The organism is Actinomadura sp. GTD37 (genome assembly GCF_041951365.1).
Classification (GTDB): Bacteria; Actinomycetota; Actinomycetes; order Streptosporangiales; family Streptosporangiaceae; genus Spirillospora.
This window is the reverse complement of record NZ_JBGNUS010000006.1, coordinates 483175-503012: the sequence shown is the minus strand read 5'-3', so window position 1 is coordinate 503012 and position 19838 is coordinate 483175. Positions and strand designations below refer to the sequence as shown.

The window sequence follows — 19838 nt, the reverse complement described above, 5'->3', positions numbered from 1 at the left end:
GCCGGGGCCTCGGCGTTCATGCCGGTGTGGTGGTCGCCTCACGGCGAAAGGCACAACGAAGCTCCAGCCCGGACCGCATGGGACCGGCGGTATTCCCCGAAGGCATCAGGTAGAGCCCGGGGGACACATGCCACACCGACCCGTCCACTGTAACGGCTCCCGGCGGGTGCCTCCTCCACCGCCACCCCGCGAGTGGCGTTCACCTCACCCCCCGGTGAGGCTTCCCTGCACCCGTGCACCGCCCCGGCGCCGCACGCGTCCCTGACTATGACCGCGCGCTCGAACCGCACGAAACCGGGGGACCAAGCCATGCCGACCACGGGGACCGGAACCGCACGCCCCGCACGGACCGCGACGCACCACCGCATGGGAAACGCCGCGGACGGAGCGGACGGCGGCGGCCCGGACGCGGCGTGGGACCTGCCCGCCCAGGCCCACGCCGCGTCCCGCGCCCGCGACCTCACCGCCAGGACCCTGCGCGACTGGCACGTCACGGACCCCGCCGACATCGTCCTCATGGTCGACGAACTCGTCACCAACGCCGTCGTGCACGGCACCGGCCCCGTCCGCCTCGCCCTGCGCCTGGACGGGGCACTGCTCACCGCCGAGGTGAGCGACGCCCACCCCGCGGCGCCCGCCGTCCCCGGCGGGCCGCCCCGCGTCCTGGACTGGTCCGAGGCCGGCCGCGGCCTGCTCCTGGTCGCCGCCCTCGCCACCGCCTTCGGCGCCCGCCCGCGGCCCCCCGGCAAGACCGTCTGGTTCACCCGCCGCGTCACCACCGCGCCCGCGGACACCACAGGGGACACCGCGGCGCCCGGCGACGGCGCGGTGCCCGCGCCCCGGCGGCCCGAACCGGACGGCCCGCCCGCGCCCTGACCCGGCGGACCCCCGGGCGGGGTCACGCCTGCAGAGGGCAGCGGTCGACGACCCACGCCTCCTCCTCGTCGCCGCCCGGCGGGGGCGGCGGCTCGTCGGTGAGGCGGTCCAGATGCCACTCGACATGGGCGAGCGGGCCGCGCCAGCCCGCCAGCAGGTCCGCCAGCGGACGCGGCGGACCCGGCGGGCCGCCGGGACGCGGATCGGGCAGCTCCGCCGACCACAGCGCGTCGTCGCAGCCCGCCGCCCAGTGCCCCACCGACTCCAGCACCTCCTGCAGGTCGCGCGCCACCTCGCCCAGCGACCGCGGCGCCATCGCGTCCTGGATCATCCGCTCCCGCGCGTCGAACGGCGACTCCCGGTCGAACACCGGCGGGAACGCCGGACGCCGCCCCGCCGGCGCCGGCTCCTCGCCCGTCGCCGCCGACCGGATCGCCGCCGCCTGCCAGCGCGTCCACTCCGCCAGATGCCCCAGCACCGCGCGCAGCGCCGCCGCGCCCGCGCCCCCGCCCGGCCGCGCCGGGCGGCGCGCCTCGGCGGCCGCGTCGCGCAGCCGCGACCGCACGGACTCCAGCCGGTCCAGCGTCCACGCGCGGGCCCGCTCCGGATCCGCCGGACCCCGCCGGCCCGGCTCCGCCGGCGGGCGCGGCACCGGCACCCGCAGCGCCGCCAGCAGCCCGTCCAGGTCCCGGACCTCCGCGCCCCGCCCCGACAGGAACGCCGCGCCGATCCGGTCCACCCGGAACATCCGCGGCCCGTCCCGCATCCGGCACCACCCCACCAGGTACTCCCCGTAGGGCGCGACGACCAGGCCGTGCGCCTCCACGTCCCGGAAGGTCCGCGCCCCCGCCCGGCCGGTGTAGGCCAGCCGCACGACGCGGCGGGTGCGGACCGCCTCGGCGAGGGTGCCCCGCACCGGGCCCACCAGCGACCCCGCCTCGCCCAGCGGCGCCGGCTCCGGCGGCTCGGGCAGGACGTAGCCGCGGCCCTGCTCGGCCCGCACCGGCAGCCCGCCGTGCGCGAGCAGCTCCAGGTCGCGGCGCACGGTCCGCCCGCTGACGCCCAGGCGCGCCGCGAGGGCCGCCGCGTCCAGCGGCTCGGGGGCGGCCGCCCGCAGCTCGGCGACCACCGCCAGCAGCCGGTCTACGCGATCCACGCCCCCATCGTGACCCGCGGCGCCGCCATCGCACCGCGCCGCGGGGACCCAAAACCCTTACCCGCAAGGGAACCGGGCCCGCGCGGGGGCCGCGGTCAGCGGCCGGACAGCTCCGCCGCCAGGCCCTCGAAGTCGCCCGCCGTCAGCGACAGCGTGCCCCCGATCGCCTGCGTCGCGTCCGCGCTCCCCAGATGCCGCGTCGCGGCCCGGTCCAGGTAGGCCTCCACGAGCCGGGCGCCGGCCAGCCGCCCGCGCGGGCGCAGCGCCCCCGCCTCGCGGGCCGCCACCGCCCGCGCGTCCGGGCCGAGCCGCAGGCCGCGCTCCTCGGCCAGCAGCCGCAGCAGCGCGGCGCGCGCGTCCGCGCCGGACAGGTCCGGCAGCCGCACCGCGCGCAGGTCGGCGGTCAGCTCCGGCGACGCCGCCGACAGCTCCCCGACGCGGTCCGGCTCGCACGTGCCGAGCAGCGCGGTGTCGTTGACGCCCTCCAGCCGCGTCCGGTACAGGACGGACGCGTACGCGGCGCCGTCGGCCTCGTCCAGGATCAGGCCGTCGAGGCCGTCCAGGAGCAGCACGTGGCCCGCGTGGTCCCCCAGCGCGGCGCGCAGCCCGTCGGGGCCGTGCTCGCGAAGGTCCTCGGCGTGGACGGAGTGGACCTCGCCGCTGGAGGCCTCCACCTCCGCCAGCGCGCGGGCGACCATCCGGGCCAGCCGCCGCTGCCCGCTGGAGGGCGCGCCGATCAGCAGCAGCGCGGGCGCCGACGCGCTCGACACCTCCTGCCCGCGCAGCCGCCGCGCCCACTTGCCGCGCCGCCGCACCTCGGTGACCACGCGCTCGATGTCGTCGGCGCCGCACAGGAACCGGATCCCGTACGCCTCGGCGACCCGCGGGTCCGGGTCGGGACCGGCGGCGGGCGGCGGCGGGGGCGTCGGCTCGGGCACCGGCGCCGGCGGGGGCGGCAGGTCCGCGTGCGGGGCCGGCGCGGGCGGCGCGCCCGGCGCCGGGCCCGGTTCCCTCGCGGGCGGCGGGACGGGCGGCGCGGGGGCGGCGGCGCCGGGCCACGCCGGGCCGGGGTCGAGCTGGGTCTTGAACGCGTCGGTGTCCAGCTGCGTGCGCTGCGGCTCCACCGGCCACACCGGGTCGGGGGCCGGGGGCGGGTAGTGCGCCGGGGCGGGCGGCCGCCCGGCGGCGGCCGCGTCGGTGGTCGTCGCGTCCGGGCGCGGCGCCGGCTCCGGGGCGGCCGGCGGGGGAGACCCGGGCGGGGGCGGGGGCGCGATCCGCGGCGGCGGGGCGTCGGCGGCGAACGGGTCGGCCGGCGGCGCCGGCGCGGGAACCGGGGAAGGCGCCGGGGGAGGCGCGGGCTGCGCGCGGCGGGGCGGCTCCGGCGCGGCGGGCGGGGGCTCGAGCGGGGGTTCGGGCGCCGCCGGCGGCGGGGCGGGCGCCACGGCGGGCGGCGGGCCCGGCGCGTCCTGCGGCGGCTCGGGCACCGGCGCGACCGGCCGGTCGGCGCCGGACGCGGCGCGCTCGGCGGCCATGTGGGCGCGGGCGGCCTTGATGATGTCCCACGCCGACAGCTCGTCGGTGGACGGCGGGCTGTGCATCGCCGGGGACGTCAGCTCCGCGGCGACGGCCTGCGGCACCGCGAACCCGCTCGCCGGCGGCGGGACCTGCGCCAGCCGGCACCACGTCAGCCCCAGGGTGTAGGTGGTGGACAGCAGCGCGGCGAGGGCATCGGCGTCGTCGCCGCGCAGCGCGTCGGGGAGCCGGCCGTCGCGCGGCCACAGCGACCGCAGCGGGCTGGCCGGGTCGCCCAGGACCGACTGCAGGGTGCGGGCGCCGTCGGGGTCCAGCCAGCGCTGCAGCGCCGGCAGCGCGCCCGGCGCGGCCTGCAGGTCGGCGGCCAGCACCGCGATGCCGGCGCGGCGGACCTCGTCGTGGCCGCGGCCGGGCGCGGCCGGGCGGGGCCCGGTGAGCCCCGCGACGATCTGCTGCAGGTCGTACAGGGCGAGGCGCAGGTACTCGCCGGGCGCGGTGTCGCGGAGCATCGGGGTGGCGTACTCGGCGGGGCAGCGGCGCCGCCACTCCTGCAGGACGGCGTCGGGCCCGTACCGGACGGTGGCCATGTCCTGGTTGACCATCCGCAGCGACGCGGCCGTCACGGCGGCGAGGGCGTCGGCGCCGGGCCGGAACCGGGGATCGGCCTGGAGCCCGGCGGCGACCTCGTACATGACGCGGGCGACGTGGGCGGCGCCGCCGCCGTCGCCGGCGCCCAGGCGGTGCACGTAGTAGCCGGCCAGGGTGGCGAAGTCGGGCGGCATCATCCAGTGCAGCCGGTCGGCGGAGGTGGTCAGGAACGGGATGAACGACTCGATCAGCGGATGCTCGGTCAGCGCCACCGGGGACCCGGCGCACCACAGCAGCGCGCCCCACGCGGCGGCGACGGTGCTGGGCGTGCCGGGCTGGAACATGGGGTCGCGCTGGGCGAACTGCTGCGGGTCGACCGCCAGCGCGGTGGTGAGGGCCTGGGAGATGCGCGCCACGACGGCGGTGTCGGGGACCGGCCCGAGGAACCCCAGCGGCGCCACGCGCCCGGCCGCCAGGTCGGGGCCGGTGGGGAACAGCTGCGGCGGGACGGGCGGGGTGCCCGCGCCGCGCGGCGCGGGGACGGCGGCGCGGCGGTCGGCGGGCTCGGCCGGGGGCGGGCAGGGGTGCCAGGCGCCGTCCAGGCCGCACCGGTACCAGCGGCCCCACGCGCCGTAGAGCCACCATTCGCCGGCGCCCCACAGCATCCGCGCGGCGACCTGCGCCGCGCGGTCGGCGGGCTGGGCGGTCTGCCACCACGGGGAGGCCACCAGCTCGCGCATGTTGCCCTCGACCGCGGCGAACAGGTCGCCGCTCGGGCCGCCTCCGGTTCCGCCGGGCCCCGCCCCGGCCGCCTGCCAGCTCATCCGGCGAATAGTAGTCGCCCGGCGCGTCCCGTCCGGCATCGCGCGAGACCGCTCTTCCGAAATCATCCGGCCGATTCGTTCGGCGGGATCGGCGGGGCGGTCGCGGGCCGGTCTCCACCCCTCGGCATGTAAGGACTGTTATGGAAGGATGCTCATTAGCTCGCCGCGGGGGCGGGCGGACCGTGCGGCGGGAGTGGCGATGGACGGCGCGGCGCGCGCCCGCGGGACGGGCCTCGGCCTCGCGGTGTTCTCCTCGGTGTGCTTCGGCGCGTCCGGGCCGTTCGGCAAGGCGCTCATCGAGGCCGGGCTCGGCCCGCTGCAGGCGGTGTGGCTGCGGATCACCGTCGCCGCGCTGGTCCTGGTCCCGCTCGCCGCGGTCCTGCGGGGCCGCGCGGCGCTGCGCGGACTGCGCCGCCACGCCCGCGCCCTGGTCGTGTACGGGCTGACCGCCGTCGCCGGCTGCCAGGCGTTCTACTTCGTCGCCGCGTCCCGGCTGCCGGTGGGCGTGGCGATCCTGCTGGAGTTCAGCGGGCCCGTCATCGTGCTCGGATGGCTGCGGCTGGTGCGCCGCGTCCCCGTGCACCGCACCGCCGCCGCGGGCGTCGCGATCGCCATGGCCGGGCTGGCGCTGGTCGTGCGGGTGTGGACGGGCCTGTCGCTGGACCCGGTCGGGCTGGCCGCCGGCCTGGGCGCCGCGGCGTGCCAGGCCGGGTACTTCCTCATCGTCGACCGGCTCGCCGGGCGGGTCGACCCCCTCGCCATCACCTCCGCCGGCAGCGTCGTCGCCGCGCTCGCGCTCACCGCGCCCGCCGCCCCGTGGGCGCTGCCGTGGGACGTGCTGCCCGCGCGGGTCCCCGTCGCCGGGCTCACCGCGCCCGGCTGGGCCCTCGTCGCCTGGATCGGGATCGTCAGCACCGTCCTCGCCTACCTCGCGGGCGTCGCGGGCCTGCAGCGGCTGACGGCGCAGGTCGGCGCCGCGATCTGCTACACCGAGGCCGTCGCCGCCGCGCTCATCGCCTGGGCGGTGCTCGGCGAGCGCCTCACCCCGGTGCAGATGACCGGCGGCGCGATCGTGCTGACCGGCGCCTACATCGCCCAGCGCGCCACCCCCGCGCGCCCCGCCCCCGGCGGCCGCCCGCCCCCGCCCGGCGGTCAGGCGGGCGCGGATCCGGCGGCCTGCCCCGCGGCGTCCAGGTAGGGCTCCAGAACCGACCGCACCCGGGGCGGCATCTCCTTCTTGGCCTTGGACGCCGGGTCGATGAACACGTGCCGCACCTCCCCGTCGGCGATGAGGCGCCCGCCCACCCGGAACACCGGGCGCACGACCATGCTCGTCGTCCCCAGGTGCGCCACCGGCATCGACACGTCCAGCAGGTCGTCGAACCGCGCGCCCTCCCGGAAGCGGATCCGCGCCTCCGCCACCACCAGGTCGTACCCCTGCTCCACCATGTCGGCGTACTCGCCGAACAGCGCCCGCCACATCTCCGTCAGCGCCACGTCGTAGAAGAACAGGTAGTGGCCGTTGAACACCACGCCCTGCTGGTCGCACTCGCTGTACCGCACCCGCAGCCGATGCGCGAAAACATCACCCATGCCCGGCATACTGCCGCATCCCGCGCACGCGCCTCCCCACCTGTCCATAAGCGTTGCTTCTGGTAGCGAGAACATCCATCTCTTGGACTTCTGAGGGTGCGGCGGCCACGATGGGACGCGGGGCACCCCGGCCCCACGACGGCGTCCGAACAAGGAGAAGGCCATGACGCGATACGAGAAGGCCATGCGGCCCGAGGACATCACCCGCCTGTTCGTCGAGCGCTCCAACGCCGGCGACGCGGCCGGCGTCGCCGCCCTCTACGAAGAGGACGCGGTCCTGGCCTACCCGCCCGGCTCCCAGACCGTCGGACGGGACGCGATCCGCGCCCTGTGGGAGAAGGTCCTGGCCGCCCGGCCCCGCTTCGAACCCGAGGAGCCGCTGCCGACCCTGATCAGCGGCGACCTCGCGCTCACCGCCACCCCGCCCCGGGACGGCGCGGGGGCCCGCGCCCAGGTCGTCCGCCGCCAGCCCGACGGCGGCTGGCTGCGCGTCCTGGACCAGCCCGAGTTCCTCCCGCCCGGCCGCACCGCCTAGACCACGCACCGCCTAGACCACGCGCCACCGGCAGCGGCCGCGGTCCCGATCGTCCCGGTGAAGCCGGCCCCGCCCGGCCTCCTCCCCGGAGATCCCGCCGCGGGCTGAAGGGTCGGCAAAAGTTGCCCCCGCCGCCGGGCGGGGCGCCCGGCCCGCGGCCGCGCGGCCGTTAGCGTGCGGGCATGCCGCAGACGCCCGGCGACACCTCCGCCTACGCGCCCGCCGACGTCCCGCCCGACGCCCCCGACGCACCGCACCCCGCCGCGCACGCCGCCGCGCCCGGCCGGATGCCGCCGTGGCTGCCGAAGGCGTTCGTCCTGGCGGGCGTGGTCGTCCTGGCGTTCATGGCCGGGCTGTGGCTGCTGGAACGGCTGCGGGAACTGCTGCTGCTCCTGCTCATCTCGCTGTTCCTGGCGTTCGCGATCGAGCCGGCCGTGAACCGGCTGGCCCGGCACGGGTGGCGGCGCGGCGCCGCGACCGCGCTGATGTTCGTGGTCGTCGGCGCGCTGGCCGCCGGGTTCCTCGGCGGCATCGGGTCGCTGCTGGCCGCCCAGGCCTCCCACCTCATCGAGGGATTCCCCGGGCACGTGCGGCAGGTCATCGCCTGGGTCAACGCCACGTTCGGGACCAACCTGTCCCAGGACACCGTGTTCCAGCGGCTGCCCACCGTCACCGGCGCCCTGTCGCGGCACCTGTCGTCGCTCGCGCAGAACGTGTGGGGGATCGGCGCCACCGCGTTCGGCGTCGTCTTCAAGGGCCTCGGCGTCCTGCTGTTCACCTTCTACCTGTCGGCCGAGGGACCCCGGTTCCGCCGGACGGTCTGCTCCCTGCTGCCCCCAGGCCGCCAGCGCGCCGTCCTGCGCGCCTGGGAGATCGCCGTCGACAAGACCGGCGGCTACATCTACTCGCGGGGGCTGCTCGCCCTCATCTCCGGCATCGCCCACTACGCCGCCATGGCCTGGCTCGGCGTCCCGTACGCGGCGATCCTGGCGGTGTGGGTGGGCGTGGTGTCGCAGTTCATCCCCGCCATCGGCACCTACCTGGCGGGCGCCGTCCCCGTCCTGATCGCGCTGACGGTGTCCCCGGCGACGGCGCTGTGGATGTTCCTGTTCATCCTCGCCTACCAGCAGCTGGAGAACTACCTGCTGCAACCGCGCATCACCGCCCGCACCCTGGACATGCACCCCGCGGTCGCGTTCGGGCTCGTCCTGGCCGGCGCCGCCGTCGCCGGGCCCGTCGGGATCCTGCTCGGCGTCCCGCTCGGCGCCAGCCTCCAGGCGTTCGCCGGCGCCTACATCCGCCGCTACGACGTCCAGGAGCATCCGCTGACCGTGCCGGACCCGCCCGGCGCCCGCTGGTGGCGCTGGCTGCGCCGCAACTGACCGACGCTGCCCCGGCGGCGGCGCCCGGGGTGTCGTCGAGCATTGCCGTGGACGGCGGCGCCGCCCGGCGCTACCGTGCAGAAAGCATGATCATCAGATGGTCGGGGGAGGCGGAGGGAGCCGACATGAACCGTCCCCGCACGCGCCGCCGCCGGTGGCTCGCCGGCCTCACCGCCGCGGCGCTCGCCGGCACCGGCGCCGGCGCCCCCGCCGCGCACGCCGCCGGCGACACGCCCGGGAACGACCCCGCACTGCTGCGGATCCTGGACTCCATGACGCTGGAGGAGAAGGCCGCCCAGCTGTTCGTCCTGCAGATCCACGGCACCTCCGCCGACACCGCCGAGCCCGCCGCCGTCGCCGCCAACCGGAGGCTGTACGGGGTCGACAACGCCGCGCAGGTCGTCGCCCGCTACCGCCCCGGCGGATTCATCTACTACGGCGACAACGTCCGGGACCCGCGGCAGCTCGCCGCGTTCTCCAACGGCATCCAGCGCGCCGCCGCAGCCCAGCCGCACCGCGTCCCCGCCACGATCGCCACCGACCAGGAGGGCGGCATCGTCGCCCGCGTGCAGCCGCCCGCCACCCAATCGCCCGGCGCGATGGCGCTGGCCGCCGGGCGCCGCACCGGAGACGCCCGCGCCCTGGCCCGCATCACCGGGCGGGAACTGCGCGCCGTCGGCGTCGACCAGGACTACGCCCCCGACGCCGACGTCAACGTCGACCCCGCCAACCCCGTCATCGGCGTCCGGTCCTTCGGCTCCGACCCCGCCCTGGTGTCGTCCATGGTCACCGCGCAGATCGGCGGATACCGGGCCGGGGGAGTGACCGCCACCGTCAAGCACTTCCCCGGCCACGGCGACACCGCCGCCGACAGCCACACCGGCGTCCCCCGCATCGACCACACCCGCGCCGAATGGGAACGCCTCGACCTGCCGCCGTTCCGCGCCGCGATCGCCCACGGCGCCGAGGCGATCATGACCGCGCACATCGTCGTCCCGTCGCTGGACCCCTCCGGCGACCCCGCCACCCTGTCGCGGCCCATCCTCACCGGCATCCTGCGCGACCGGCTGCACTACCGCGGCGTCGTCGTCACCGACGCGCTCGACATGCAGGGCGTCCGCGACAAGTACGGCGACGAGAACATCCCCGTCCTCGCCCTCAAGGCCGGCGCGGACGTCCTGCTCAAACCGCCCGCGGACGCCAACGGAGCCGGCGTGTTCCCCCGCCAGCTCGCCGCCGTCGTCGACGCCGTCCGGACCGGGGAGCTCACCGAGCGGCGCATCGACGCCTCGGTGTACCGGATCCTGGACCTCAAGCGCAGGCGCGGCCTGTTCCGCGACCCCTACGCCGACGAGTCCCGCGTCGGCGAGACCGTCGGGACCCCCGCGCACCTGGCCGCCGCGCAGCGCGCCGCCGACCGCACCACCACCCTGGTCCGCGACGACGCCGGAGTGCTGCCGCTGCGGCCCGGCCCCCGCGACGTCCTCGTCACCGGCTGGGGCGCCGCCGCCACCGCGACGATCGGCGCCGAGACGGCCCGGCGCGGCGCCACCGCCACCGTCCGGGAGACCGGCATCGACCCCGGCCCGGCGCAGATCGACGAGGCCGCCGCCGCCGCACGCGGCCGGGACCTCGTCATCGCCGTCACCAACCGCGCCTGGGACGTCAAGGACGAACCCGGCCACAACGGGCCCGGCCAGATGAACCTCGTCAACGCCCTCGTCGCCACCGGGACACCCGTCGTCGTCATCGCCGTCCGCGACCCCTACGACATCGCCTGGTTCCCCGGGGCGACCACCTACCTCGCCACCTACTCCTACACCGCCGAGGCACTGCGGTCGGCGGCCGCCGTCCTGTTCGGAGAGCTGGACCCGCGCGGGCGGCTGCCCGTCGCCATCCCCGTCCGCGACGACCCCGGCGCCGTCCTCTACCCGTTCGGGCACGGCCTGAGCTATTGAACCGCCGCCGGCGGGCGGGACGCCGGAGCCGGCGGCCCGGTCCGGGAACGGCAGCCGCGGCCGCCCCCGGACCGGGCCGGGTCCGCTCCCACCCGGTCAGCCGCGCGTCACGCCTGCCGGGCGCCGATCGACTTCATCAGCGCCGGCCAGACGAACCGCGTCTCGCGCACCCACGCCGGCCAGTTGTGGCGGCCGTCGCCGTAGATGTGCGCCGTGTAGGGGATCTTCAGCTCGTCCAGCCGCTTCTGGAAGTCCTTGTTGTTCGCGCCGACCGCGATCTCGCTCAGCAGGCCGATGTCCCACGGCGCCACGTTCGGGTCGCCCGCCCCCGGACGGCCCGTCGTCCCGGCGGAGAAGAACAGCCCCGTGCCGCGCAGCTTGGGCGCCAGCGTGTACGGGTCGTGCGCCTGCCAGTTCGCGTCGTCGGCCCACGGGATGCCCCAGATCGCGAACGGGTCCTGCCCGTTGCCCGCGTTGGTGAACATCAGCATCGCCGGCATCCCGATCGACCGCATCGACAGGATCCCGCTCAGCGACGCCGCGTACTTGAACAGCCCCGGATGCCGCGCCGCGTACGCCATCGCGCCCGCCCCGCCCGAGGAGTTCCCGATCGCCGCGCGCAGCGCCCCCGCGTGGTAGTTGCGCTCCATCAGCTGGCGCACCTCGGCGGTGTGGAAGGTCTCCCACTTGGGCGACCCGCCCTTGCCGTAGTTGTACCAGTCGGTGTAGGAGCCGTTCTCGCCCTCGGGCATGACGACGATGACGTTGTACTTGGCGGCCCACGCCTCGATGTCGGAGTTCTTCGTCCACGAGGTGTAGTCGTCCTGGCCGCCGTGGAAGGCGTACAGGACCGGCCACGTCGCCGTGGAGTCCCGCGTCCAGTTCGCCGGCAGCAGGATGCGCGTCTTCACCGACTTGCCGAGCGCGGGCGAGGCGATGGTGATGTCGACCTCGCGGGCGCCGACCTTCTTCTCCGCCGTGACGCGCGCGCCGTCGTCGGCCTTGACCGGCCCCGCCTTCGCCTGCGCCGGCCCCGCGCCCAGCCCGCCGAGCCCGGCGACCAGGACGACGCCGATCGCGCCGGACGCCAGCGACCGCCGCCCGTTGATCCTGCGTGAACGACGGCGGACGGAGGGTGTCATCTGCTCACCTCGCGGTCAGGCCCGACCCCCGTGGCCGCGCGACTCCGGGAGAGTGTCCTCGCCTCGGCGAAAACGATCTACATGGGACGGTAACAAGAAACGCGCGCGGCGTTGTGGAGAAGTGAGTCATTCGGGCGCGGGACCGGTTCAGGAGGCGGGACGGGCGTCCCACTCGCGGCGCAGCATCGCGTAGACGACCTCGTCGCTCCACTCGCCCTTGACGATCTCGTTCTGCACCAGGTGCGCCTCGCGGCGCATCCCGAGCCGCTCCAGGACCCGCGCGGACGCGGCGTTGCGGCCGTCCAGCCGCCCGCACACGCGGTGCAGGTCCAGGCCCTCGAACCCCAGCCGCAGCACGACCTCGGCGGCCTCGGTGGCGAACCCCCGGCCGTGGAAGGCCGGGTTGAAGATGTAGCCGATCTCGCCCTGCCGGTGCTCCCGGCTGCGGTACTGCAGGTTCACCTCGCCGATCAGGTCGCCGGTCTCGCGCCACACCACCGCCAGGACGAGCCAGTCGCCCTCCTTCTCGACGGTGGAGGCGTTCATCTTCTGCTTCAGGAACGACCGGGACTCGTCCAGCGACCGCGGCTCCCAGTACAGGAAGCGCGCCACCTCCGGCAGGGACTGGTAGGCGTACAGGCCCTCGAGGTCGCCCTCGTGGAACGGACGCAGGTCGAGCCGCTCGGTCTCGATCGGGTACGCGGGACGGAGCATGCGGTGATCCTATTCACCGTGCCCGCCGTGTGCGACCCGTGATTCCCCGGGAGCACTACGGCCGGCCCGGCCGCCGCCCGCGGCCCGCGCCCTGCACGGACGCGCCGTCCCCGCCGCCGCGGCCTTCGGCGTCCCGGCCGCCGGCGTCCCCGGCGTCCCCGGCGTCGTCCCGGCCGGCCAGGCCCGTCTCGCGGCGGTCCTCCTCGTCGAAGGCGCGGGTGTCGCGGAACCGCACGTACGGCTCCTCCTCCGGCGGCGTCCCGGCCGCGATGGCGCGGCCGCGCTCCAGCTCGGCGTTCAGCTCGGCCCCCAGCAGGATCGCCAGGTTCGTGATCCACACCCAGACCAGGAAGATGATGACCGCCGCGAGGCTGCCGTAGGTCTTGTTGTAGGACGAGAAGTTCGCCACGTACACGGCGAACAGCGCCGACGCCCCCAGCCACACCGCGAGCGCCAGGACGCCGCCCGGCACCAGCCCCCGGAGACCGCGCTTGGCGTTGGGCGACGCCCAGTACAGCAGCATGAACAGGAACGCCACCACGACCAGCAGCACCGGCCACTTGGCGATGTTCCACACCGCCACCGCCTGCGAACCCGCCCCGATCACGTCGCCGACCCTGCGGGCCAGCGGCCCCGTCACCACCACCGCGATCACCGACGCCGACAGCAGCACCAGCGTGACCAGCGTGACGCCGATCCGCAGCGGGACGGTCTTCCAGATCGGACGGCCCTCGGGGACGTCGTAGACGACGTTGGAGGCCGTCATGAACGCCCCGACGTACCCCGACGCCGACCACACCGCGCCCAGCAGGCCGACCACGGCGATCGCGCCCGCGCCCCCGGCGCCGCCCTGCAGCTGCCGCACCGAGCCGACCAGCAGGTCGCGGACGGCGCCCGGCGCCAGGCCGCCGATGTTGGAGATCAGGTCGTCGGTGGTCGACCGGCCCGCCAGCCCGACCAGCGACACCACCACCAGCATCGCCGGGAAGATCGACAGGACCGAGTAGTAGGTGAGCGCGGCCGCCCACGCGGTGAGGTTGTCGTCCTTGACCTCCCCGGCCGTGCGCTTCAGCGCCGCCATCCAGGAGGCGGGCGGGGGGTCGGCGATGACGCTAGGGGTGGGCATGACGTCCTCTCAGCGGATCGGTGCGGGCCAGCGGCCCCTGCCGCGCCGCACCTTCACGGCGCGCCGCTGCCCCGCGCGGACGCGGACCCGCACGGGCCCGATCCGCGTCGTGGACGCCCGGCGCCGGCGCATCCACACCGCCGCCGCCGCGACCGCGCCCGCCGACACCACGACCGCGCCGCCCCGCAGCGCCCAGGCCCTGGTCCGCTCCGAGCCCGCGGCCTCCCACGCCGACGCCGCCGCGTCCCGCGCCCGGCTCTTGGCGTACTCGGCGCGCTCCCTGGCCATCGCCTTCACGTCGGCCTTGGCGGCCAGCTGCTCGAAGGTGTCGCCGAGCTCGTGGCGCGCCCGGTCGACCTCCTCGCGCAGTTCGTCGGTGCCGGCCTCGGCGCCGTGCCTGCTCTGCGTGGTCATCGGTGCGCAGCCCTCTCCTTGAGCTCGGCCACGGTCTGCCGGGCCTCGTCCATCGCCATCTCCGGCTTGGCGGGCGTCGCGCGCCTGGTCTGCGACCGGCCCATCAGCGCCAGCACCCCCGCGACCAGCACCAGGAACCCGCCGATGATCAGCGCGGCCGCCCACACCGGGAGCGCCACCGCGATCCCGGCGACGGCGGCGGCCAGCAGCACCGCCACCCCGTACAGCGCCACCAGCGCGGCGCCGCCGAACATCCCGGCGCCCGTGCCGGCGTGCCGGCCCTTGTCCTTCAGCTCGGCGACCGCCAGCCGCAGCTCGGCGCGCATCAGCTCCGACACCTGCTGCGCGGCCTGCCGCACCAGCTCGCCGGTCCCCGCGCCGTCGTGCCCGTGGCGGGTGAACTCCGGGGCGCGGGCCTGGTCCTGCCTGTGCGCGCCCATGCTCTCGGCCGTGGTCTCGCCGTCATGCGTCGGCCGCACGATGCTCATAGCCCTCAGGCCCCCTCCGCGTTCTCGTTTCGAAGCCTGGAGGAGGCGTTCCCCCTTGTCAGGGGCTAAACGTGTCCGGCCGCGGCAACGCGCGGACAGCCGCGCGGGACCGCGGGCCGACGTGCCGGGACCTGCGGCGGCGTGCCGGGACGTGCGGTCCGCGGGGCGGCTAGGCGGTGCTGAGCCAGTCGACGCGGTGCGCCTCGGTCGGGTCGGGGGTCTCCCAGCGGCGCACCAGCCGGTCGACGACCGCGTCCGGGACGGGCGCCGGCCGGGCCCGGTTGCGGTCGCGGACGACGTGCGGCGGCGCCTCCAGCGCGACGATCTCGACCCGCGCCCGGTAGCGGGCGGCCAGGCCGGTGCAGACCTCGCGCTGCCGCCGGGACACGTTGGTGGCGTTCCACACGAACGACCGGCCGGCGCGCAGATGCCCGCGGGCCTGCTCGTGCGCCGCGGCGGCCACCGCGCGCTGGTCGCCGGCGGGGGACGCGCCCGTCTCGGCGCGGATCCGGTCGAGGCTGACGACCGGCAGGTCCGGGCGGTTCGCGGCGGCCCAGTGGTCCTTGCCCGCGCCCGGCAGGCCCGACAGGACGGTCACGGTGCAGCGGGTGTCGTCGTAGGCGGCGTAGCCGGGGTCGCGGCCCGGCGTGCGGAAGTACCAGAACCGGGCGTGGTCGGACGGGAACGCGCGCGGCGCGTCCAGGCAGTCCTGCTCGGCGCAGTACTCCCCGTACAGGGCGACGTTGTCGAGCAGTTCGGCGGTGTCGGGGCAGATCCGGCCGAGGACGTCGGCCGACGCCAGCAGCACCAGGTCGTCGTTGCGGGCCAGCAGGCTGGCCCGGAACGCGATCTGCTGCAGGTCGGGGCGCTCCAGCGCCCAGAACGGCACCTGGTGGTGGCGGATCAGCGCCGCCACGTGCTCGCGCCACGCCACGGGCGCGCCCAGCCCCCACAGGATGCGCCGCGCCATCAGGTCGCCGCGCCGCGAATGGCCGCGCGCGGTGACGCGGCCGCCGTCGCCGGAGGCGGTGCAGTGCGGCTTGGCGACGTCGTGCATCAGCACGGCCGCGAACAGCCGCACCCGCTCGGCCGCCGGCCGGGCCCGCCACCCCGGCAGCGACGCCAGCGCCTCGCACGCCATCCGGGTGTGGACCTCCACGTCGCCCTCGCCGTGGAAGACGGGGTCCTGCGGGACTCCGGCCAGATCGCGGACCCAGCCGAACGCCTCCCGGATCTCGCGCCACGGGACGTCCCAGCGCGGCGGCGCCGGGCACAGCTCATCGAACACCCGCATACAGCACCTCCGGGTCGGCGAGGCCGTTGGCGACGATCGGCCGATCCAGCCAGTGGCCTCCCGCGTCCAGGATCGCGGTCAGGAAACTCGGCCGGACCCACTTGCAGCGGCCCACGGTCCGCCCGTCCTCCTCCACCTTGACGTAGAGGCCCTCCATGTCCTCGCCGCCGTCGGTCTCGGCGGCGACGCGCTCGGGGTCGGCGCCGCCCGCCTCCGCCGCGGCGCGCAGCGCGTCCCGCCACCGGGGCGTGCGGCAGGTGGACGGGCCCGCGAGCGCCGTCAGCGCCGCCGCGTCCGGCAGCGGCCCCTCGTGCAGGACGGGCACCGGCACCACCGGCGTGCCGTCCAGCAGCTCCCGGCGCCGCGCCGTGGACAGGAACGTCCCGTCGGACCGGTCGAGGACGTCGAACGCGCAGAAGTAGTGGGGGAGCGCGTCGTAGAAGACGGTGTGCTTGGCGTACAGCCACTCCCCGTACAGGACGTACCGGTCGCGCAGCCGTTCGCGCAGGACGTGCTGGACCGACGCCGCCCACGCCTTGAGCGGCGCGAACTGCCGCTCGCGCGGCCCGCCGGCCAGGTAGTGCCCGCGGCTCTGCAGCCGCAGCCCGCCGCCGGGGGCGAAGCTGATGCCGGCGTTGGCGCCGTCGAGCTTCTCCTCCACCACCAGGTACCGCCCCGCGATCGACGCGAACGGCACCGCGGCGAGGTCGTGGTCGCCCGGCTGGAGCCGGGACCCCTCGATGTGCCGGGTCCGGGGGTATTTGCGGAGCATCCGACCGTTGTAGGGGAGCCGCGCCGGTCATGCCAACGGGTTTTCCCGCCCCGGCAGGGGACGGCGAAGGCCAGGGCGGTCAGCCGACGGTGATGCGGGCGAGCGCGCCCGACTCCAGCGCGGCCCACAGCGCGCCGTCGGGGCCGAGCGCGAGGCCGTGCGGCTCGCAGCCGGGCGTCGGCAGCGGATGCTCGTGGACGCGGCCGTCCAGGGTGATCCGGCCGATGTGCGCGGTGCCCCACTCGGTGAACCACAGGTCCTCGCCGGGGCCCGCGGCGATGGCGTGCGGCCGCGCGGCGGGGTCGGGCAGCGGGAACTCGGTGACCTTCCCGTCGGTGGTGATCTGCCCGATGAGGCCCGCGCCGATCCCGGTGAACCACAGCGCGCCGTCGGCCCCGGCGGCGATGCCGACCGGCGCCGTGCCCTCGGTGGGCAGCGGGTGGACGGCGACGTCGCCGTCCGGGGAGATCCTGCCGACGGCGTTGCCCTGGTTGAGGGTGAACCACAGCGCCTCGTCCGGCCCCGCCGCGATCATCGACGGCATGGCGCCCTCGCCGGGCACCGGGAAGTCGGTGACCTGCCCGGCGGTGGTGATGCGGCCGATGCGGCCGGTGTGCATCTGGGTGAACCACAGGGCGCCGTCGGGGCCGGCGGCGATCCCGCACGGCCCGCAGCCCTCGGGCGCCGGGAACCGGGTGACCTGCCCGGCGGTGGTGATCCGGCCGATCGCGTGGTCGGCGAACGCGGTGAACCACAGCGCGCCGTCCGGGCCCGCCGTGATGACCATCGGGCCGGCGGGGGCGGGGCCGTGCACGGCGAGGTCCCCGTCCGGCGCCATGCGGCCGATCCGGCCGTCGTGGACGAGGGTGAACCACAGCGCGCCGTCCGGCCCGGCGGTGATGCCGTACGGGCCCGCGTCCGGGCCGGAGACCGCGTACTCCCTGATCGTGGCGTGCGAACCCTGCGGCATGGATCGTCCCCCCTCGTCCCACTGGTGCTGTATCCGCCGGACGGCGAGGTTAACGCAACCCGGCGCCGCGTCACGCCCGGCCGGCGTCGTGGGCAAGCAGGGCGATCTGGGTGCGGTTGTCCAGATCGAGCTTGGTCAGGACGCTCGACACGTGCGCCTTCACCGTCGCCACGCTCATGAACAGCTCCGCCGCGATGTCGGCGTTGGACCGCCCCCGGGCGATCGCCAGGACCACCTCGTTCTCGCGCGGGCTGAGCCGGTCCAGCGCCGCGCGGGCCCGCTGGTGGGCGCCGGCCTCGACCGCCGCGCGGTCCATGAGCCGGCGGGTGATGCGCGGCGACAGGATCGGCTCCCCGGCGGCGACCCGCCGGACGGCGTGGACGATCCGGTCCGGCGGGGTGTCCTTCAGCAGGAACCCGCTGGCGCCCGCGCGCAGCGCGTGCAGGATGTTCTCGTCGGAGTCGAACGTCGTCAGCATGATGACCTCGGGCGGGTTCGCCCTGGCCCGCAGCCTGCGGGTCGCGGTGACGCCGTCCACGCGCGGCATCCGCAGGTCCATCAGCACGACGTCGGGCGCGTGCGCGTCGGCGGCCGCGGGCACCTCGTCGCCGTCGGCGGCCTCGCCGGCCACCGCGATGCCGCCCGTCCCGTCCAGCATCATCGACAGCCCGGCACGGACGAGCGCGTCGTCGTCCACGATCAGCACGCGCAGGGGGCGGGTCACGCCGGCCATGGTAGCCAGGCCCGCAGCCGGAACTCCCCCCCGGCGACCTCGTGGTCCAGCCGCCCCCCGGCCAGCCGGACCCGCTCGGTCAGCCCGACCAGGCCCGTCCCGCTGCCCGGCGGCGGAGCCTGCCCGCCCTCCGCCGCCAGCGCGTTGCGGACGTCGATCACCAGGCCCGCGCCGGGACGCCCCTCCAGCGCCACCCGGACGGGACGGCCCGCGGCGTGCTTGCGGGCGTTGGTCAGCGCCTCCTGCACCACCCGGTACGCGGCCCGCCCCGCGGCCGGGGGGAACGCCTCCGGGTCGGCCACCCCGTCCCGCAGGTCGACCCGCCCGCCCGCGCCGCGCGACTCGGCCACCAGCCGGGGGACGTCGGCCAGGACGGGCTGCGGCCGGTCCCCGTCGCCGTCGTCGTCGGCGCGCAGCAGCAGGATCACCTCGCGGAGCTCGTCGAGGGCCTGGTGCACCCCCGCGCGGACCACCCCCGCGGCCTGCGACAGCTTCTCCGGCGGGGCGTCGGGACGGTACTCCAGCGCGCCCGCGTAGGTGGCCAGCAGCGACAGCCGGTGCGCCAGCACGTCGTGCATCTCCCGCGCGATCCGGGTCCGCTCCGCCATCCGCGCCTCGGCGACCCGGCGGCCCTGCTCGGCCTCGGCGCGGCGGGCGCGCTCGCGCAGCGACACCAGCAGCGCGCGGCGCGCCCGGGCGAGCGCGCCCCAGCCGACCAGCGCCCCGTACCCGAGCGCGACCAGCAGCAGCCACCAGCCGAACGAGATCCCGCCGCTCGGCTGCCGCAGCCCCTGCGCGACGTGCGCGGCGATCCCCGCCGCGCCGACGCCCGCCGCGACCGGGAACGGGCGCCGCTGCGCGACGTGCAGCGCGCCCATGCTCGCCACCGGCGTCGCCGCCGGGGACAGCGCCGCCAGCACGCTCAGCGCCAGCGCCACCGGGACCGGGCGCCGCAGCAGCAGCAGCGGCGACAGCAGCCAGCCCGCCGCCCCCACCGCGATGTCCGGCGCCAGTGAGCCGCCCGAGCCGGACCGGCCCCAGACCGTCAGCGCGACCAGCGCCCCCGACACGGCGAGCATGATCGCCGCGCCCGACCGGATGCGCCGCGGACCGGCCGCCACCTGCCCGAACACCACCTCGTCCATCGGCCAAAGGCTAGCCGCGCCCCCCGGGGGCCGACACCGACCAAAGTCGGTGCCCGCCCCTCCCCGCGGCGGACCCGCCGCCGACGCCCGCCCGATGCGGCCGGCCCGGCCCCGGCGCGACGCTGACCGGACGTGAACCGAGCTAAGGAGACGCACATGTCCGGCGACGCAACGACCCGGCAGGCAGCCACGCGGAACACCCCCCGGGGGACGCGGCCCCGGCGGGCGGCGGCCGTCGCCGCCGCCGCCCTCGCGGCCCTGGCGCTGTGGGCGCTGACCGGCCCCGTCGCGGGGCTCGACCTCGCCGCCGAGACCGGCGGCGAGACCCGGCCGGTCGGGGCGGGCGCGGTCGCGGCCGCGGCCGTCCTGGCGGGACTGGCGGCGTGGGCGCTGCTCGCGCTGCTGGAACGCGCCGCCCGCCGCCCCCGGCGGACCTGGACGATCACCGCGCTCGCCGTCCTCGCCCTGTCGCTGACCGGGCCGCTCGGCAGCGCCGGCGACACCGCCTCCAGGGCCGTCCTGGCGGCGATGCACGTGCTGGTCGGCGCCGTGCTGATCGCCGGCCTCGGCCGGTCGGCGCGCACCCGCTGACCCG

19 protein-coding genes are annotated in these 19838 nt (G+C 76.9%); 6 read left to right on the top strand and 13 right to left on the bottom strand.

The window, feature by feature from the left end:
- Positions 1-366 precede the first annotated feature (366 nt).
- Positions 367-876 carry an ATP-binding protein gene (locus ACA511_RS29860; protein WP_375027973.1) on the top strand — a complete coding sequence of 170 codons (510 nt, stop codon included), beginning with the start codon at positions 367-369 and terminating at the stop codon, positions 874-876.
- A gap of 22 nt (positions 877-898) precedes the next feature.
- Here ACA511_RS29860 and ACA511_RS29855 read toward each other — a convergent pair whose 3' ends face one another.
- Positions 899-2032 (bottom strand): helix-turn-helix transcriptional regulator, encoded by a 1134-nt coding sequence (locus ACA511_RS29855; protein WP_375027972.1) that lies wholly within the window; start codon positions 2030-2032, stop codon positions 899-901.
- A 95-nt stretch (positions 2033-2127) separates the two neighbouring features.
- Positions 2128-4977, bottom strand: coding sequence for a hypothetical protein (locus ACA511_RS29850; RefSeq protein ID WP_375027971.1), 2850 nt, complete (start codon positions 4975-4977; stop codon positions 2128-2130).
- Between the two features lie 199 nt (positions 4978-5176).
- Between ACA511_RS29850 and ACA511_RS29845 the strand changes: the two genes are divergently transcribed.
- The gene (locus ACA511_RS29845) at positions 5177-6175 is read left to right on the top strand and encodes a DMT family transporter (protein WP_375027970.1); all 999 of its coding nucleotides are present in this window, start codon (positions 5177-5179) and stop codon (positions 6173-6175) included.
- Here the strand turns inward: ACA511_RS29845 and ACA511_RS29840 are convergent.
- Positions 6130-6570 (bottom strand): acyl-CoA thioesterase, encoded by a 441-nt coding sequence (locus ACA511_RS29840; protein ID WP_375027969.1) that lies wholly within the window; start codon positions 6568-6570, stop codon positions 6130-6132. The two genes, ACA511_RS29845 and ACA511_RS29840, sit on opposite strands and share 46 nt — an antisense overlap.
- 163 nt (positions 6571-6733) lie before the next feature.
- Between ACA511_RS29840 and ACA511_RS29835 the strand changes: the two genes are divergently transcribed.
- The 3 genes from ACA511_RS29835 (at position 6734) to ACA511_RS29825 (ending at position 10445) form a co-directional block, all read left to right on the top strand.
- The gene (locus ACA511_RS29835) at positions 6734-7105 is read left to right on the top strand and encodes a YybH family protein (RefSeq protein WP_375027968.1); all 372 of its coding nucleotides are present in this window, start codon (positions 6734-6736) and stop codon (positions 7103-7105) included.
- Between the two features lie 182 nt (positions 7106-7287).
- Complete coding sequence (locus ACA511_RS29830; RefSeq protein WP_375027967.1) at positions 7288-8487, top strand: AI-2E family transporter; 1200 nt, start codon at positions 7288-7290, stop codon at positions 8485-8487.
- Between the two features lie 125 nt (positions 8488-8612).
- Positions 8613-10445 carry a glycoside hydrolase family 3 protein gene (locus ACA511_RS29825; protein ID WP_375027966.1) on the top strand — a complete coding sequence of 611 codons (1833 nt, stop codon included), beginning with the start codon at positions 8613-8615 and terminating at the stop codon, positions 10443-10445.
- 107 nt (positions 10446-10552) lie between these two features.
- On the opposite strand, the gene ACA511_RS29820 is transcribed toward ACA511_RS29825, so the two are convergent.
- The 10 genes from ACA511_RS29820 to ACA511_RS29775 form a co-directional block, all read right to left on the bottom strand.
- Complete coding sequence (locus ACA511_RS29820) at positions 10553-11587, bottom strand: alpha/beta hydrolase (RefSeq protein ID WP_375027965.1); 1035 nt, start codon at positions 11585-11587, stop codon at positions 10553-10555.
- A gap of 147 nt (positions 11588-11734) precedes the next feature.
- Positions 11735-12301, bottom strand: a complete 567-nt coding sequence (locus tag ACA511_RS29815; RefSeq protein ID WP_375027964.1) for a GNAT family N-acetyltransferase — start codon at positions 12299-12301, stop codon at positions 11735-11737.
- Between the two features lie 55 nt (positions 12302-12356).
- Entirely contained in the window at positions 12357-13427 is a 1071-nt protein-coding gene (locus ACA511_RS29810; protein ID WP_375027963.1) for a YihY/virulence factor BrkB family protein, read from the bottom strand.
- Positions 13428-13436: 9 nt separating this feature from the next.
- Positions 13437-13841 carry a DUF3618 domain-containing protein gene (locus ACA511_RS29805; RefSeq protein ID WP_375027962.1) on the bottom strand — a complete coding sequence of 135 codons (405 nt, stop codon included), beginning with the start codon at positions 13839-13841 and terminating at the stop codon, positions 13437-13439.
- Positions 13838-14329: a phage holin family protein gene (locus ACA511_RS29800; RefSeq protein WP_375027961.1), complete on the bottom strand. Its 492-nt coding sequence runs from the start codon at positions 14327-14329 to the stop codon at positions 13838-13840. The genes ACA511_RS29805 and ACA511_RS29800 overlap by 4 nt, the downstream gene beginning before the upstream one ends.
- A 169-nt stretch (positions 14330-14498) precedes the next feature.
- Positions 14499-15623 carry an AAA family ATPase gene (locus ACA511_RS29795; RefSeq protein ID WP_375027960.1) on the bottom strand — a complete coding sequence of 375 codons (1125 nt, stop codon included), beginning with the start codon at positions 15621-15623 and terminating at the stop codon, positions 14499-14501.
- Positions 15607-16395 carry an RNA ligase family protein gene (locus ACA511_RS29790; protein ID WP_375027959.1) on the bottom strand — a complete coding sequence of 263 codons (789 nt, stop codon included), beginning with the start codon at positions 16393-16395 and terminating at the stop codon, positions 15607-15609. The genes ACA511_RS29795 and ACA511_RS29790 overlap by 17 nt, the downstream gene beginning before the upstream one ends.
- A 79-nt stretch (positions 16396-16474) precedes the next feature.
- The gene (locus ACA511_RS29785; RefSeq protein WP_375027958.1) at positions 16475-17365 is read right to left on the bottom strand and encodes a virginiamycin B lyase; all 891 of its coding nucleotides are present in this window, start codon (positions 17363-17365) and stop codon (positions 16475-16477) included.
- A 70-nt stretch (positions 17366-17435) separates the two neighbouring features.
- The gene (locus ACA511_RS29780) at positions 17436-18098 is read right to left on the bottom strand and encodes a response regulator (RefSeq protein WP_375027957.1); all 663 of its coding nucleotides are present in this window, start codon (positions 18096-18098) and stop codon (positions 17436-17438) included.
- Positions 18086-19243 carry a sensor histidine kinase gene (locus tag ACA511_RS29775; RefSeq protein ID WP_375027956.1) on the bottom strand — a complete coding sequence of 386 codons (1158 nt, stop codon included), beginning with the start codon at positions 19241-19243 and terminating at the stop codon, positions 18086-18088. The genes ACA511_RS29780 and ACA511_RS29775 overlap by 13 nt, the downstream gene beginning before the upstream one ends.
- Positions 19244-19399: 156 nt before the next feature.
- Between ACA511_RS29775 and ACA511_RS29770 the strand changes: the two genes are divergently transcribed.
- Positions 19400-19834: a DUF6069 family protein gene (locus ACA511_RS29770; RefSeq protein ID WP_375027955.1), complete on the top strand. Its 435-nt coding sequence runs from the start codon at positions 19400-19402 to the stop codon at positions 19832-19834.
- Positions 19835-19838: the final 4 nt, after the last annotated feature.